The following is a 15,286-nucleotide window of genomic DNA, read 5'->3' as shown; positions in this document are numbered from 1 at the left end:
TCACCAGAAGGGTAGGCCGAAGCGTGCGCGGCGGCAACGGGAACTAGTCTTCGTCCTCGTCAGGTTCGGCATAGCGCGCTGCCATCCGCTCGGCGCGGCGCAGCTTCTTGCGGCGGGCCTGGGCAATGAACATCGCCCGCTGGCGCTGCACCACCACATCTGCGATGAACACAGGGGGGCGTTTCTTGCGAAGGATCGGGGCCGCAGGGGCGGTCTGATAGTCAATCGGGGCAGGCGCCGCTTCCAGCATCTCCCGCTCCTCGGCCAGTTCCTCCGGCGAGCGATAGCGCAGCTCCCAAACGGCAATCAGCAGAAGCAGCGCGCCCGCAGCCATCCCCGCCATTGCGCCTTCGCCCGCGCTCGGGTTCAGCCACCATTGCGGATCGAAATGCACCAGGAATATCGTCGGGATCGACGCCACGAGCCCCATCACATACCAGAGCACGGCGCCCGGCTTGCGCGCGGCCAGCGTCGCGGCCGCCGCGTAGTAACAGACTGCTGCCAGCAGATACGCCCCGCCATGGGCAATGCCCAGCTGGCGCCAGTCAACGGCCTTCAGGCCCCCGGCCACATCATCGGTCACGATCCAGCCCATCACCATCACGATCGACGGCCAGCGCACAGCGGTCATCGCGCCAAAGGCAAAGGCAATCGCATAGCCCGTCAGGAGGAGGTAAATCAGGCGCCGTGGCATCCCGCCCGCATATCACGGGCAAGGTAAGTGCCCGCTGAACGGATTGTTGGAAATTTGATCGATCGGGCAAAAGCCGGGCTTGGCGAGCGGGGAAGCGGGCTGCTAGGGCTGGGATCAGGAAAAAATCAGGAGGAAATTCAATGGGCCGCGTTTCAGGTAAAATGGCACTCATCACGGGCGGGGCCCAGGGCCTCGGCGAAGCCACCGCCCGCATGTTCGCCCGCGAAGGCGCCAAGGTCACGGTCACCGACGTGAACGGCGCCGGCGCCGAAAAGGTCGCCGCCTCCATCAACGAGGCCCACGGGCCCGGCACCGCCTTTGCCTTCCAGCATGACGTCACCAGCGAAGAACAGTGGAAAGACGTCGCCCAGAAAGCCCATGACGCGATGGGCGGCCTCAACATCCTCATCAACAATGCCGGCATCGGCGGCCTCGGCTCGGTCGAGGACGAAACCTATGAGCGCTTCCGGAAAGTGCAGGCCGTGGACGTCGATTCCATCTTTCTGGGGTGCAAATATTCCATCCCCCTGATGCGCGACCATGGCCTCGGCTCCATCGTCAACATCTCGTCCATCGCGGGCATCATCGCCAGCGCCAATTATATCTCCTACAACACGGCCAAAGCGGCGGTGCGTCACATGTCGAAATCCATCGCGCTCCACCTTGCCAAGACCGGCGGCCAGATCCGCTGTAACTCCGTCCACCCCGTATTCATCAACACGCCGATCCTTGATGGCATCAAGGAAATGTTCGGCGAGGAGAAGGGCCTGCAAAAGCTCGCCCGCCAGGTCCCGCTCGGCAAGGTGGGTGAGCCCGACGACATCGCCTATGCCGTGCTTTATCTGGCGTCGGACGAATCCAAACTCGTCACCGGCGCCGAACTGAAAGTCGATGGCGGCATCAGCGCGATGTAGGCGGTAGACAGCGCTGGCCAAATCACTCCAGAAATAACCGTCACCTATTGGCGCATGGCTCGTTTCAGCAAGGTCTGCATGAAGAAATCGGGTTTTTGCCTCGCAGGTCTGCTTCTGGCGGCCTGCGCCAACCCGCCGGAGGAGCGCGCCGCGCCCGCTGCTCCGGTCGGCTGCGCGCCGCCCTCCGAGTTTGGCGGCTATATCTTCTGGCTCGAGCCGCCAGCTGTGCTGCCGGGCGCCAGTATCGATCTGACGCCCTGGTTCACGCGCCGGCCCGGCATGGTCGAGCCCGTGCCCCCCGCCTGCCTTGAAGACGTTGCCATCAGCGGCCCGGCCACGCTTGGGCCGGGCGGGCGCACAATCCTGATAGATGCGGACGCGGCTCCCGGCGCCGCCATTCAGCTGCAGGGCAGGGTGGGAGAGTCCAGCCTGTCCGGCCGTATGCTCGTTTATCTGGAGGAGGCCTTGCCTCTCGTCGGCACATGGGCTCAGCCGGAGGCGGCGTGCGCCGCATCGGGCGCCGAGCCCGTCCGTGAGCTGATCTTCCATCCCGATGGCACCTTCTCCCTCACCTGGACGCCGTTCGAGATATATAAGGATTACTGGGGCGGTTACGCCTTTGAGGATGGCCGGTTGCAACTCTCCCCTGAGGACGGCAACCACATCCCGGCAGATGCAGCCTTCACCGGTACGGCAGAGCTTGTTGGCGGCGCGCTGCGCCTTCCGCCCGGCCTCTTCGGCTCGCCAAGACAGGGCACCGCCTGCGCCGAACCTTTCAGCCGCTAACCCTCGGCTAGTGGCCTGCGCGCCGTCACCAGCATCGCATAGACCGCCAGCGATCCCACCAGCACCGCCGACGCGATCAGCGGCAGGGCATGGTTCACCTGGTAAAGCCCGGCGCCCATTAATGGCCCGAAGATGAACCCCGCCGGCGGCGCAGCCGACATCAACGCGGCGGCTGCTCCCTGTTCCTCTCGGCTTACCGAAAGACTGCCCAGCGCATTGGCCGAAGGGATGGCGAGCGCGGAGCCCGCCCCGATCAGCAGGAACGCGGCGCAGAGCACAGGGAAAGCGTGGAACACGTCGGCGGCAGTATAGCCTACCGCCACCAGCGCGAGGCCGACCCAGAGGATCTTTCGCGGGTCAGGTTTCAGGCGAGAGATATAGCCAAACTGCACGGCGATCGTGGAGACGGCCATGCACGAGAATACGATCCCGGTGTAGAGCACGGCTGTCTGGCCCACGGCGGCCGGGTCGTCCCCGGCCAGCGCATACCGGTCCTCGATGAACCAGCCGAGCGTCTGCTGAACCATCCCCACACCGATGAAATAGGACAGCAGGAAGAGAAGGTGTGGGCGCACGCGCGCATCAAACATCGAAAGCGGTTTTGGCCGCGCCGCATTCCTCGGCCGCTTCACCGTGCGGGGCAGGGAAAAGCCCAGCAGAATGCCGATCAGGATACAGAACACAATCGTGCCCCAGAGCGGCGCCAGCGCGCCAAAGGGCGCCAGCGCGGCGGCGCCCGCCGGCCCGAGGATCGAGCCAATGCTCATCCCTGCGCCCAGCATGCCCAGCCCGGCGGCCCGGTCGCGTATGGTCGTGGCGTCCGTCATTGCCGCCATCGAGGCGGGCTGAAGCCCCGGCGTCAGAAGACCGAACCACAGCCGCACAAAGATCAGTGTCAGCATCAGCGACGTGCCGGTGATCACGCCTGCCAGCCCCGCCTCCAGCGCGAACAGGAACGCCATATTGGTCACCCCCATCGCGATCAGCGAGAACACCATCACCCGCTTGCGGCCTACCCGGTCGGCAATCCGGCCCCAGCGGGGGATCATCACGGCATAAAGCAGGGTTGAGAGGGTGAGGATCGCTGCCACCTCCACCTCGCCAAGGCCCGCCTTGCGCGTCAGCGGGGCGACCACCACGAAATTGATGCTCATGCCCGCGCCCATGGCAATGGTCGCCAGCATCAGCATGCCCCGCTGGAAGGGAGACAGCGGGTGCAGCGGCGTTTCGGTGTCGTCCATTTGGTGTGGTCCCCGGCGCCCTAGAAGGGACACAAGCTATGTCGCCACCCAATCCTTGCAAACCCTTTCCTCGGGGCAGGGCGAATTGCCCGTTGCTAGCCCGGCGTCAGCGGCCGTCGCGCCGTCACCAGCACCGCATACACCGCCAGCGCGCCCACCATGGTGGCAGCTCCAAGCAGGGGCAGGGCATGGTTTACCCCATAAAGCCACGCGCCGATCATCGGCCCGAAGATAAATCCGCTGGGCGGGGCAACCGCCAGCAGCGCGGCCGCCGCGCCCTGTTCTTCCCGGCTCACCGAGAGGCTGCCCAGCGCATTGGCGGAAGGGATCGCCAGCGCCGCGCCTGCGCCCACAACAAAGAAGCAGGCATAGACCACATACAGCTCATAGAAGAGATCGGCGGCCAGATAGCCCCCCGCCACCATCGCCAGGCCAATGGGCAACACCTTGCGCGGGTCCGGCTTCACACGGTTGATATAGCCAAACTGCACGATCAGCGAGGCCACCGCATAACAGGCGAATGTGATGCCCGTGTAGAGCACTGCGGCTTTGCCTGCGTCCTCGCCCAGCGTCTCGGTCAGCCGGTAGCGGTCCTCGATAAACCAGGCGAGCGTCTGCTGCATCATGCCGATGGCGATGAAATAGATCAGCAGGAAGAGGAGGTGCGGGCGCATCCGCGTGTCCGTCAGCGACAGAGGCCTGGGCCGCGGCGCATTGCGCGCGCGCTTCACCGTCCTGGGCAGGGTGAAGGCAATCAGGAAGCCAACGAGCACACAGAAAACGATCGTGCCCCAGAGCGGGGCCAGCGCGCCGAACGGCGCCAGCACGGCCGCGCCTGCCGGGCCGATGATCGAGCCGATGGCCATCGCCGCGCCAATCATGCCCAGGCCCGCCGCCCGGTTTGTCGGCACCGTCGCGTCCGTCATCGCCGCCATCGCCGCCGGCTGCAGCCCCGGCGCCAGCAGGCCAAACCAGGCCCGCACGAAAGTCAGCGTCAACAGCAGGGACGCGCCGGTCAGAATGCCCGCAAGCCCGGCCTCCAGCGTGAAGAGAAACGCCATATTGGTCAGCGCGGTCGCAAACAGGGAGAAGATCATCACCCGCTTGCGCCCCACAAGATCGGCAATCCGGCCCCAGACGGGGATCATCACCGCAAAAATGATGGTCGACAGCGTCATGAACCCCGCCACCTCCATCTCGCTGAGGCCTGCCTTGCGCGTCAAAGGCGTCACCACCACGAAGTTGATGCTCATGCCGGCAGCAACCGCCACCGTGCCCACCATCAGCATGGCTCTCTGGAAAGCCGTCAGCGGATGCAGCGGCGTGTCAGTGGAATGCATTCGATATACCCATTAAAAGATATACCAAACTAGGCCGGGCGGGCGCCCTTGCCAAAGCATTCCTTCATTTGAAGCCGCGTCATAGCCGCGCTTGCCTCAAGGGGCGGCGCCCCCTAAGTCTCGGGCCAACATTGCAGCCTAATGGAGACCGGGCCGATGGCCGCCATCCTCGACGTCATTCTGGTGATCCTGAACATCATCACCTGGATCATCATCATCCAGGCGATTCTGTCCTGGCTTCTCACCTTCAACGTCATCAGCCTCAGCAACCCGACCGTGCGGTCCATCTGGTCGGGGCTGGAGCGGATGACCGAGCCGGTCTACCGCCCGATCCGTAATCTTCTGCCGCCGATGCAGGGGCTCGACCTGACACCGCTGATCGTGCTGTTGATCATCTTCTTCCTGCGCCAGGTCATCGCGCGGTATGGCTATGGTCTGGTGCCGTTCTGAGCGGGTCCGGGTGGGGGCTGAATGCGGCACCGTCTGACTGCGCGGGTCCAGCCCAAGGCGGCGTCTGACCGGCTGGATGGCTGGGCCGCCGATGAGGCCGGGCGCCCTTTTCTGAAACTGCGCGTGCGCGCGCTTCCAGCGGAGGGCGCGGCGAACGCCGCCGTGGAAGCCCTTGTGGCAAAAGCACTCGGTGTCCCGAAGTCTGCCGTCAGGGTGGTGACGGGCGGCAAGAACCGGCTAAAAAGCCTCGAAATCGAGGGGCCGCCCGACCTCGCGGCCCGTATAAGCGGATTGGCGGGCGATGACAGCGACAAGACTTGATGGCAATGCAGTGGCGGCGGATGTGCGATCTGCTGTGGCCGCTGCAGTTTCGGCCCTTCCGGGGCAGCCGTGCCTGGCCGTTGTGCTGGTCGGCGAAGACCCTGCCAGCGAGGTCTATGTCCGCAACAAGGTGAAGATGACCGAGGCCGCCGGCATGGTCTCCATCCACCATCGTTTGCCCGCAGATACGGGCCAGGCCGAGGTTGAGCGCCTCATCGAAAGCCTCAACGCTGACCCGGAAGTCGACGGCATCCTTCTCCAGCTGCCCCTGCCAAAGGGCCTCGACGCCGACGCGGCAATTGAAAAAATCAATCCGGACAAGGATGTAGACGGTCTGACGGAAGTGTCCGCCGGCCGTCTCAGCCTCGGCAAGCCGGGCCTGCGCCCGTGCACCCCCGTTGGCTCCGTCATCCTGGCCAAACGCGCCTTAGGCCCTGATCTTTCGGGGAAAAATGTCGTCGTCATCGGCCGCTCGATCCTGGTCGGCAAGCCCGCCGCCCTGCTGTTCCTTGCCGAAAACTGCACCGTCACCATCGCCCATAGCAAGACGGCAGACCTGGCCAACGTGTGCCGGTCTGCAGACATCCTGGTGCCAGCGGTTGGCCGGCCGGAGATGGTGCGGGGCGACTGGGTGAAGCCCGGTGCTGCCGTGATCGATGTGGGCATCAACCGCATTCCGGCGCCTGAAAAAGGTGAAGGAAAAACAAGGCTTGTGGGCGACGCGCATTATGAAAGCTGCGCGGAAGTGGCCGGGTTCATCACGCCGGTGCCGGGCGGGGTGGGGCCGATGACGATTGCCTGTCTCTTGCGCAATACGGTGCTGGCGGCCTGCGCGCGGCGCGGCTGGACCGTGCCGGAGGGGCTGTGAGCCAGAGCCATACGCCGCCAGAATCAGGACAATTCCGGACACTTTGGGACAAACAGGGCGGTCTCTGCGCCCTTTGCGGACAACCGATGCCACGCCACCGGTTCGAGGTTGCCCATGCCACGCTCTGGAAAAAACAGCGGCCGAGCTTTGATCATATCCGCGCGCGGGCGCGGGGCGGATCGGACAAGCCGGTGAACCTTCAGCTGGCCCATGCCGAATGTAACTGGAAGAAGGGGCGGAGCTGACCTGCCAGCCACCCGGATCAAACCGAAATCAGGCCGAAAGGCCTTCGCTTTGCGACTGCCCGTGTTCTTCACGGTCGCGCAGCAGGGCCTGGTCAAGTTCTGAAGCTTCGATCTCGATGAAGATGTGCCGGCCCGATTTTCCCGAAGGCGGATGCAGGATCATCGTTGTGCAGATGGTGCGGTAGGCGAGGAGAGACTTGCTGTCGAGGGGCTCTTCCTCGGTCTCGATCGTGTAATCACCCGCAGGCCATTGACGCTCGATACTGTCGAGGCGGAAGGGTTTATTGAAGGTAACCAGCCTTTTTGAGACGCGGTTTGTCAAGGCATTTGATCCTTATGCTGACTGGATGGCGAATAAACCGTAAGCCGCGTCCCGGCCCCGAAGGGCTGGAAGCGGCTCACAGGTGACTTCAGACAGGGGAATTGCCTGAAGGTCTGATCTTACTTCTTGTCAGTGTCGCCGCCTGGCGCGCCTGGCTGTTTTTCCTGTGAGCCGGGTGCGTGGTTCTTGCGCTCGGTTTCGGCAGCCTGCTTCTGTTGTTCGGTCATCGGCTCGCCCTTGTTAGGAGCGTTCTGGCTGTTCTGATTGTTCTGGTTTTTTTGGTCGGCCATGGTTTTGGCTTTCGTTTCCACGGAAAGGTTATTCCGCTTAATACAAGTGGCGCTCAAAATATGGATTACACCCATCTGTCCGGAAATAAATAAAGCTTCGAGTAAAATACCCAATAATAACCGAGACAAGGTGATAATTACTGATTTGTTACATGATTTCTTTTGCGAGACGCTAGTGAGTGTGAATTGAATTTCTGATCACGGTCTGGATTTGTTTGGATTTTCCTTGCGAGATCCCCGCCTGCGCGGAGCATTCAGGTTTCAGGCAGCACGATTGGCCGGACGCAGCGGGGCTGGCCGGTGTGTTGGGCTGAATTCGAGATCTGTTTAAAGCTAGGAGGTGTCGGCGGTGGCCGTGAGGGCGGAGGCCCCCTTCGTCAGGGCGCTGCGCGCCCTGCCACTTCCCCCGCTTGTGCAGGGGAAGATAAGGCGTCGTGCTTCGGGGAGAAGGTCTGCGGGAACGGAACTCGACCAGACAGGGTCGCTCCACGGTTTGCGTGTGGGCGCCAGTGGTCTGTAGGCGGAGGGGCTGGGATCGCGGTCGCCGAGGAAGGCGATGGTGACAAAGCCCCACCAGTTTACATCCACCAGGGCCTCGCGGCAGCCGAGCGTGGCGATGTATTTCGACGCGCGGATCAGTTGCCAGAACAGCACCGGCCAGAAGAAGGGGTGCACCAGGTCAAAGAACCCGGCGAAGTCTGGATGTCTGCGGAGGCGCATCAAGCTCGGCATGGGGACGAGTATATGTCCGCCGGCCGAGGGGGTGGGGAAGGTTTTGGGAGATTATTTGCAAGGGGTTGATTGGGATGGGGATTTTTGCGGCGGCGGGGGTTGGGTTTGTCGGATAGGGCGGAGGCCTTCACCTCCCATTGCTATGCGATGGGCTGCTCCGGGCGTTTGCAGTGCAAACGCTGATCCTCCGCAGCCTCTCCCAGAGGGAGAGCGACTGTGTTCGCTTTCAAGCGTTTTGTGTTTGCCATGGGGATTTGTCTCTGAGGATTGCGTTGAGGATTGTGAGAAGTTTTCGCATGACGGCCACGAGGGCGACCTTGGCGGGTTTTCCGGCGGTCCGGAGGCGCTGGTAGCAGGCTTTCAGGGCTGGGTTGAACCTGATGCCGGCCAGGGCAGCCATGTAGAGGACGCTGCGCACATCGGCGCGGCCGCCGGTTATGGAGCGGCGGCCGCGCCACTGGCCACTGTCGCGGTTGAAGGGGGCAAGCCCCGCGAGGGCCGCGATCTGACGGCGGCCAAGGGTGCCTAGTTCCGGGAGGGCCGCAATCAGGGTGCGGGCCGTCTGGTCGCCAACGCCGGGTACGGATTTGAGCAGGTCCTCTGCCTCCCGCCAGGCCGGGCTGGCATGGATGCGGTCCCCGATCTCCCTGTCGATGTCTGCCAGCTGGGCTTCCAGAACCTTCAGCACCCGGTCGATGCTGCGCAGGGCCGGCCTGGCCGTCACCAGGCGGCGGCGGTTGCGTTCGGCCACCGCCATGTCGATGACCTGCCGCCGCCGGGTGACCAGCTCTGCCAACTGTTGGGCCGCGGCGTCCGGAAGGGCTCGCGGGGCCGGCCGGATCGCCTGTCCGAACCGGGCGATTACCGCCGCATCGATCGCATCCGTCTTGGCCAGCTGCCCGGTGGCGCGGGCAAAGTCCCGGATCTGACGGGGATTGACCGCAACAACCGGGATCTGCGCCCCGGCCAGGGCGGCGGTGACCACCCGTTCCAGCCCGCCGGTGGCCTCCAGCACCACCAGGTCCGCGCCCAGCTCCGACAACGCGGCCAGAAGGCTGTCTATCCCCGCTGGAGTGCGCGCGACGGCAAAGGCACGCCCCTCCGGCAATACATGGACGTCCAATGTCTCCTTCGACACATCAATTCCAACAAATCTCTCGCTCATATCCCGACCTTGCGCATGCGGGCTTCGCTTTCGCCGGCCCAAGCGACTGTCCGGGGTGATGACCAAGGCGGATGAGGCGACACGCTCTCCCACGGGCTTGGTGTCCCTCAGGGGTGGGGTGCTCTCATCCGCTGCCGACCGCGGAAATATAGCAGGCCGGGCAAAAGATGACATACAAGGGGTTTGGCGTTGTGCTTGGGCAGGAAATGAAGAGCCCCTGAAACCTTCCGGTTCAGGGGCTCGATCATATTGAATAAGCAGGAAATGCCTTACGCCACGCGCTCGACCATCATGTGCTTGATCTTGGCAATGGCCTCGGCGGGGTTGAGGCCTTTCGGGCAGACCTGCGTGCAGTTCATGATCGTGTGGCAGCGATAGAGCTTGAAGGGATCTTCCAGATCGTCAAGGCGTTCGCCGGTGGCTTCGTCGCGGCTGTCGATCAGCCAGCGATAAGCCTGCAGAAGCGCGGCAGGGCCGAGATATTTGTCGCCATTCCACCAATAGGATGGGCAGGAGGTGGAGCAGGAGGCGCACAGGATACACTCATAGAGGCCGTCGAGCTTGGTGCGGTCTTCGGCCGACTGGCGCCATTCCTTCTCCGGCGTGGGCGTGGAGGTTCTCAGGAAGGGCTGCACATAGGCGTGCTGGGCGTAGAAGTTCGTCAGGTCCGGGATCAGGTCCTTGACGACGGGCTGGTGGGGCAGGGGCGCGATGATGACTTCGCCGGAGGGAAGTTCTTCAAAGCCCTTGGTGCAGGCAATCGTGTTGCGGCCCGCAATGTTCATCGCGCAGGAACCGCACACGCCTTCGCGGCAGGAGCGGCGGAAGGCGAGGGTCGGGTCGATGTTGTTCTTGATGTAGATCAGCACGTCGAGGATCATCGTGCCGGCGCGGTCCATATCCACCCAATAGGTGTCCCAGCGCGGATTGCCGCCCTCTTCAGGGCTGAACCGGTAGATCTTGAAAGCGCGCAGATTGGTCGCGCCCTGGGGCTTGGGCCAAGTCTTGCCTTTTTTGACCTTCGAGTTCTGGGGAAGGGTCAGCTGTACCATGTCTTCAATTCCCTCGGGCTGTGCGTGCCGTCTTTCAGTCTGTTGTCTTGCGGCGCGCTGTGATCACCGCGCCATCGGTTATGCTAAATCCGAAACCGTAACCGCCCTGGCTCATGACACCCTTTTCCGAATGGCCGCTGACGGACGGCAGGATGGAAATGATGTCGTAGCCTTCTTCGTGCAATGTGTTGCAGGCGGTCTCGATCAGGGTGGCCAGTTCAGCGATGTCCGCCTGGTGCGGGTCGTCGACCAGTTTTTTGCCCCTGCCGAGGAGTTTCTTCTCTTCCTTCTTCAGTTTCCCGGCGCGAACCCAGACAGTCTTGTAGGGGGTCATCTGGGCACCGCGCCGGTCTTGATAGTCAAGTGATCAGTATACCCGCGCTTTTGGCTTGATGTACTCGATCTCGTTGGAGAGCGTGTATTCGTGAACCGGGCGGTAATCGAGCGAGACCTTACCGGCATCGTCGCACCAGGCGAGGGTGTGTTTCATCCATGTCTCGTCGTTGCGGTCGGCGAAATCTTCGCGGGCATGAGCGCCGCGGCTTTCTTCCCGGTTTGCGGCCGAATTCACCGTCACGGCCGCCTGGCAGATCAGGTTTTCAAATTCGAGCGCTTCAACGAGATCTGTGTTCCAGACCATGCCGCGATCTTTGACATCGATGCCCGGCAGTTTCTTGTAGACGTCCTCGATTGCGTCGACGCCCTCTTTCAGCACCGAGCCTGTGCGGAACACGGCGCAGTTGGACTGCATCGCGCGCTGCATTTCTAGGCGGAGCTTGGCAACCGGCTGGTCGCCGGTGGCGTTGCGCATCTTGTCGAGGCGGGCGATGTGGCTGTCGGTTGCGGTCTTGGCGAGTCCGGGCTGGCGGGCGCCTGCCTCGGTGGTGGCGCCGCAGCGCAGACCGGCGGCGCGGCCGAACACGACCAGGTCGATCAGCGAGTTGGAGCCGAGGCGGTTTGCGCCGTGTACGGACACACAGGCCGCTTCGCCCACAGCCATCAGGCCGGGGACAACCGCGTCGGGATCGCCGTTCTTCTTGGTGAGGACTTCGCCGTGGAAGTTCGTCGGGATGCCGCCCATATTGTAGTGGACGGTCGGCAGAACCGGGATCGGCTCCTTGGTGACGTCGACGCCGGCAAAGATCTTGGCGGTTTCCGAGATGCCCGGAAGGCGCTCATGCAGGGTTTCAGGCGCGAGGTGGTTCAGGTGGAGGAAGATGTGGTCTTTCTCCGGCCCGACGCCGCGGCCGTCGCGGATTTCCATGGTCATCGCGCGGCTGACAACATCGCGCGAGGCGAGGTCTTTGGCGGATGGCGCATAGCGCTCCATGAAGCGTTCGCCTTCGGAGTTTGTCAGATAGCCGCCTTCGCCGCGGGCGCCTTCGGTGATCAGGCAGCCTGAGCCGTAGATGCCGGTGGGGTGGAACTGGACGAATTCCATGTCCTGAAGCGGCAGACCGGCGCGCAGGACCATGGCATTGCCATCGCCGGTGCAGGTGTGGGCCGAGGTGCAGGAGAAATAGGCGCGGCCATAGCCGCCGGTTGCCAAGATGGTTTTCTGGGCGCGGAAGCGGTGAAGCGTGCCATCGTCGAGTTTCCAGGCGGTGACACCGCGGCAGACGCCGTCATCATCCATGATCAGATCAAGGGCGAAATACTCGATGAAGAATTCGGTCTCTTCGCGCACGCACTGGCCATAGAGGGTGTGCAGCATGGCGTGGCCGGTCCGGTCTGCCGCCGCGCAGGTGCGCTGGACGGGGCCTTCGCCGAAATTGCGGGTCATGCCGCCGAAAGCGCGCTGGTAGATCTTGCCTTCCTCGGTGCGCGAGAAGGGCATGCCCCAATGCTCAAGTTCGTAAACCGCGTCAGGCGCGTTGCGCACGAGATATTCGATCGCGTCCTGGTCGCCGAGCCAGTCGGAGCCCTTGACGGTGTCGTACATGTGCCACTGCCAGCTGTCGTCGGACATGTTGCCGAGCGAGGCGGCGATGCCGCCCTGAGCTGCCACGGTGTGGGAGCGGGTGGGGAAGACCTTGGTGATACAGGCCGTGCGCAGGCCCGCCTGCGCGGCGCCAAGGGCTGCGCGGAGACCGGAGCCGCCGGCGCCGACCACGACCACGTCGTAGGTATGATCAATCCAGTTATAGCTGCTCATATTCTTTTATCTCTTCTTCGCGTGTCTCAGCGTGCCGTCCAGATCTGAACCACGGCCATGGCGACGGCGATGAACATCGCATAGGCGGCAAAGGTGTTCAGGATCAGGAGGGTAGTGCGCGTGGCGGTCTTGGCGATGTAGTCTTCGATGATAACCTGCATGCCGAGGCGCATGTGATAAGATACCGCAGCGGCTGTCAGGATCAGCAGGGTGGCGTTGATCGGCTGGCCGACCCAGGCGAGCGCGCCTTCATAGCCTGCGCCCGACGCCTTGATGACGGCGTAGAGGCACCAGGGCACCAGGAATGCCAGGGCGATGGCGGTGACGCGCAGGCGGATGTGGTGCTGCGTGCCGGACTTGGCAGAGCCCAGGCCCCGTGCGGCCTTGGTGGGGGTGACGTATTGGCCTTCAGACATGGAACTCTCCTCAGACCGCGCCAGCGGCGAACATCAGCGCAGCGGCGCTGAGGATCGCGAGGACGTAGATGAATGTGGAAACCTGGCTGGCGACTTTCGGCGAAAAGCCGATGCCGGGGCCGTCCCAGATCAGGTGGCGGATGCCGTTATACAGGTGGAAAAGGGTCGCGACCGCCCAGAGGAAGAGGACGATCTTGCCGGGGATGGAGGTGATGATGCCTTCCATCGCGGCGTAGGCGTCCGGGCTGATCGCCAGGGCGACGAGCCAGGCGGCGATCAGGAAGGTTCCGACATACAGGGCACCCCCAGTGATCCGGTGGGTGATCGAGGCGAGGGCACTGATGTGCCACCGCCAGATCTGGATATGCGGGGACAAGGGGCGCGTGGCGGCGCGCTTCGTTCCGGACATTGAGGTTTCCTCGCGTGCAATGGGATGCTGGCAACCGCTTCTACGAGCCTCTAGGGTCGTGTCAACGCAAGCCCTGGAGGGAGCGACAAATTGAAACCTGCAGTCTTTGCCCTTTTGCTGGGTTTGCTCGGCCCGGTTGCCCTCGCGGAGCCTGGAGACACGCTGGACGCGCTGATCCCTGAATATGAGGCGCATGTGCGCCTGAGTGACCCGGCGCAGGCAAGGGATATGGGCGATGAGGCCCCCCGGCGCTGGCGCGATGTTTCGCCCGGCGCAGTGGCGGCGCGGGCAGAACGGGCGGCGGGCCTGCTGGCTGAAATTGAGGCAGCCGAAACCGTGCGGCAGGTGGATCAGGCGATCCTGGCGCGGCTGCTGACGGACGAGCTGGCGGAATATCATTATGATTCGGCGCGCATTCCCTTCACCGGGGATTGGGGCTTTCAGGCCGAGCCGGTGTTTGCCGCGATGCGCCTGCGGCTGCGCACGGCCGACGAGGCGGAAGCCTGGATTGCCCGGCTGAATGATGTGCCCCGCTATTTTGCGCAGAACCGGGAGAACATGACCCGCGGGATCGAGACCGGCTGGACGGCGCATATCGATCCGCTCAACACGGTGCGTGAACAGATCGCGGCGCAGATCACCGATGATGTGGCCGCGAGCGAGCTGTACCGGCCGCTGGCCGACATGAGCGAAGCGATCGACCCGGAGTCCAGATCAAGACTTCAGGCTGAAGGGCTGGCCGCAGCGGCGCGGGCGATCGAGGCCTATCGCGAGACGCTTGCCTATATCGATGGGACGTATGCCCCCGCCGCGCGCGCTGGCGCCGGGATTGCCGGGCTGGAAGGGGGGCGAGAGGCCTATGCCGCGCTGATCGAGACCCATACGGCGGGCGCGGGCTACTCGGCTGAAGAGATCCACGCCCTCGGCCTGGAAGAGGTGGCGCGCATCCGGGCGGCGATGGAGGCGGTGATTGCCGAAACCGGGTTTGACGGCAGTTTTGCCGACTTCCTCGTTTTCCTGCGCACCGACCCGCAATTCTACGCCCGGAGCGAAGGGGAACTGATGGCGGCGGCGACGGAGATTGCCGCGCGGCTCGACGCGATCCTGCCCCTCTATTTCAACCGGCTGCCGGAGCTGGGCTATACGGTGGACCCTGTGCCGGCTTCGATTGCGCCGGGGTATACGTCCGGGCGGTATATGTCCGGCGATCCGGCGGAGGGGCGCAAGGGGGCGTATCTGGTCAATACCTATGCGCTCGATCAGCGGCCTTTATATGAGCTGCCCGCGCTCTCGGCGCATGAGGCGGTGCCGGGGCACCATCTACAGATCGCGCTGGCGCAGGAGATGGCCGACCAGCCCTATTTCCGTCAGAACTATTATGCGACGGCCTTCGGCGAAGGCTGGGGCCTTTATGCCGAATGGCTCGCCAGTGAAGCCGGGCTGATGCAGACGCCGTATGAAGAGTTTGGCGCGCTGTCCATGGAGATGTGGCGGGCCTGCCGGCTGGTCTCCGATACCGGGCTGCACTGGTATGGCTGGAGCCGGGAAGAGGCCGAGACCTGCTTCAAGGAAAATACGGCGCTGGCCCCGCTCAACATCCAGACCGAAGTGACCCGCTATATCGGCTGGCCGGGGCAGGCGACGGCCTACAAGATCGGCGAGCTGAAAATCCGCGCGTTGCGGGCGGATGCCGAAAGCGCGCTGGGCGAGGCGTTCGACATTCGTGCGTTCCATGATGTGGTGCTGGGGCAGGGCGCGGTGCCGATGGATGTGCTTGAGATGCAGGTGAAGGCCTGGATCGCGACGCAATCTGTTGCGGATGCGCCAGCGGCGCCTTAGGGCGCACAATTCTCCGGAAGCGTGCTTGCTCTTTGCGGCCTGCCTCT

The 15,286-nt window shown here is 63.6% G+C and carries 19 protein-coding genes; 7 read left to right on the top strand and 12 right to left on the bottom strand.

The window, feature by feature from the left end:
- Positions 1–43 precede the first annotated feature (43 nt).
- Positions 44–694, bottom strand: a complete 651-nt coding sequence (locus tag HNE_RS18185) for a hypothetical protein (protein WP_011648228.1) — start codon at positions 692–694, stop codon at positions 44–46.
- Between the two features lie 140 nt (positions 695–834).
- Here HNE_RS18185 and HNE_RS16120 point away from each other — a divergent pair, with 140 nt between their 5' ends.
- Together HNE_RS16120 and HNE_RS16115 are read left to right on the top strand one after the other, a co-directional pair.
- Positions 835–1,608, top strand: a complete 774-nt coding sequence (locus tag HNE_RS16120) for an SDR family oxidoreductase (protein ID WP_011648227.1) — start codon at positions 835–837, stop codon at positions 1,606–1,608.
- Between the two features lie 54 nt (positions 1,609–1,662).
- On the top strand, positions 1,663–2,394 hold the full coding sequence (locus HNE_RS16115; protein WP_011648226.1) for a hypothetical protein: 732 nt from the start codon (positions 1,663–1,665) through the stop codon (positions 2,392–2,394).
- Here HNE_RS16115 and HNE_RS16110 read toward each other — a convergent pair.
- Positions 2,391–3,635 (bottom strand): MFS transporter, encoded by a 1,245-nt coding sequence (locus tag HNE_RS16110; RefSeq protein ID WP_233351936.1) that lies wholly within the window; start codon positions 3,633–3,635, stop codon positions 2,391–2,393. The two genes, HNE_RS16115 and HNE_RS16110, sit on opposite strands and share 4 nt — an antisense overlap.
- Positions 3,636–3,730: 95 nt before the next feature.
- Positions 3,731–4,975, bottom strand: coding sequence for an MFS transporter (locus HNE_RS16105; protein ID WP_233351935.1), 1,245 nt, complete (start codon positions 4,973–4,975; stop codon positions 3,731–3,733).
- Between the two features lie 156 nt (positions 4,976–5,131).
- On the opposite strand from HNE_RS16105, the gene HNE_RS16100 reads away from it, so the two are divergent.
- The 4 genes from HNE_RS16100 to HNE_RS19070 all read left to right on the top strand — a co-directional run bounded on the left by HNE_RS16100 (position 5,132) and on the right by HNE_RS19070 (position 6,859).
- Complete coding sequence (locus HNE_RS16100) at positions 5,132–5,425, top strand: YggT family protein (RefSeq protein WP_035592006.1); 294 nt, start codon at positions 5,132–5,134, stop codon at positions 5,423–5,425.
- Between the two features lie 21 nt (positions 5,426–5,446).
- Entirely contained in the window at positions 5,447–5,746 is a 300-nt protein-coding gene (locus tag HNE_RS16095) for a DUF167 family protein (RefSeq protein WP_011648222.1), read from the top strand.
- Positions 5,727–6,614 carry a bifunctional methylenetetrahydrofolate dehydrogenase/methenyltetrahydrofolate cyclohydrolase FolD gene (folD, locus tag HNE_RS16090; RefSeq protein WP_011648221.1) on the top strand — a complete coding sequence of 296 codons (888 nt, stop codon included), beginning with the start codon at positions 5,727–5,729 and terminating at the stop codon, positions 6,612–6,614. The genes HNE_RS16095 and folD overlap by 20 nt, the downstream gene beginning before the upstream one ends.
- Before the next feature lie 86 nt (positions 6,615–6,700).
- Positions 6,701–6,859: an HNH endonuclease gene (locus tag HNE_RS19070; protein ID WP_148205913.1), complete on the top strand. Its 159-nt coding sequence runs from the start codon at positions 6,701–6,703 to the stop codon at positions 6,857–6,859.
- 28 nt (positions 6,860–6,887) lie between these two features.
- Here the strand turns inward: HNE_RS19070 and HNE_RS16080 are convergent, their stop codons facing one another.
- From HNE_RS16080 to sdhC, 9 genes are all read right to left on the bottom strand, one after another.
- Positions 6,888–7,181 (bottom strand): hypothetical protein, encoded by a 294-nt coding sequence (locus HNE_RS16080; protein WP_011648219.1) that lies wholly within the window; start codon positions 7,179–7,181, stop codon positions 6,888–6,890.
- Positions 7,182–7,300: 119 nt separating this feature from the next.
- Complete coding sequence (locus HNE_RS16075; protein ID WP_035592009.1) at positions 7,301–7,492, bottom strand: hypothetical protein; 192 nt, start codon at positions 7,490–7,492, stop codon at positions 7,301–7,303.
- Positions 7,493–7,804: 312 nt separating this feature from the next.
- Positions 7,805–8,191, bottom strand: coding sequence for a hypothetical protein (locus tag HNE_RS16070; RefSeq protein WP_035592011.1), 387 nt, complete (start codon positions 8,189–8,191; stop codon positions 7,805–7,807).
- Between the two features lie 238 nt (positions 8,192–8,429).
- The gene (locus tag HNE_RS16065; RefSeq protein WP_011647564.1) at positions 8,430–9,368 is read right to left on the bottom strand and encodes an IS110-like element ISHne3 family transposase; all 939 of its coding nucleotides are present in this window, start codon (positions 9,366–9,368) and stop codon (positions 8,430–8,432) included.
- Positions 9,369–9,637: 269 nt separating this feature from the next.
- Positions 9,638–10,420: a succinate dehydrogenase iron-sulfur subunit gene (locus HNE_RS16060; protein ID WP_011648216.1), complete on the bottom strand. Its 783-nt coding sequence runs from the start codon at positions 10,418–10,420 to the stop codon at positions 9,638–9,640.
- A 34-nt stretch (positions 10,421–10,454) separates the two neighbouring features.
- Positions 10,455–10,754, bottom strand: coding sequence for a hypothetical protein (locus tag HNE_RS16055; RefSeq protein ID WP_011648215.1), 300 nt, complete (start codon positions 10,752–10,754; stop codon positions 10,455–10,457).
- Positions 10,755–10,787: 33 nt separating this feature from the next.
- Positions 10,788–12,575, bottom strand: coding sequence for a succinate dehydrogenase flavoprotein subunit (gene sdhA, locus HNE_RS16050; RefSeq protein WP_011648214.1), 1,788 nt, complete (start codon positions 12,573–12,575; stop codon positions 10,788–10,790).
- A 26-nt stretch (positions 12,576–12,601) separates the two neighbouring features.
- Positions 12,602–12,991, bottom strand: coding sequence for a succinate dehydrogenase, hydrophobic membrane anchor protein (gene sdhD / locus HNE_RS16045; RefSeq protein ID WP_011648213.1), 390 nt, complete (start codon positions 12,989–12,991; stop codon positions 12,602–12,604).
- Positions 12,992–13,001: 10 nt separating this feature from the next.
- A complete protein-coding gene (gene sdhC, locus HNE_RS18625; protein ID WP_011648212.1) occupies positions 13,002–13,400 on the bottom strand; it encodes a succinate dehydrogenase, cytochrome b556 subunit in 399 nt (132 codons plus the stop codon).
- A 90-nt stretch (positions 13,401–13,490) separates the two neighbouring features.
- Between sdhC and HNE_RS16035 the strand changes: the two genes are divergently transcribed.
- Entirely contained in the window at positions 13,491–15,239 is a 1,749-nt protein-coding gene (locus HNE_RS16035) for a DUF885 domain-containing protein (RefSeq protein WP_035592654.1), read from the top strand.
- Positions 15,240–15,286 lie beyond the last annotated feature (47 nt).

This window comes from Hyphomonas neptunium ATCC 15444 (genome assembly GCF_000013025.1).
Lineage (GTDB): Bacteria > Pseudomonadota > Alphaproteobacteria > Caulobacterales > Hyphomonadaceae > Hyphomonas > Hyphomonas neptunia.
This window is presented reverse-complemented; position numbering and strand designations above follow the sequence as displayed.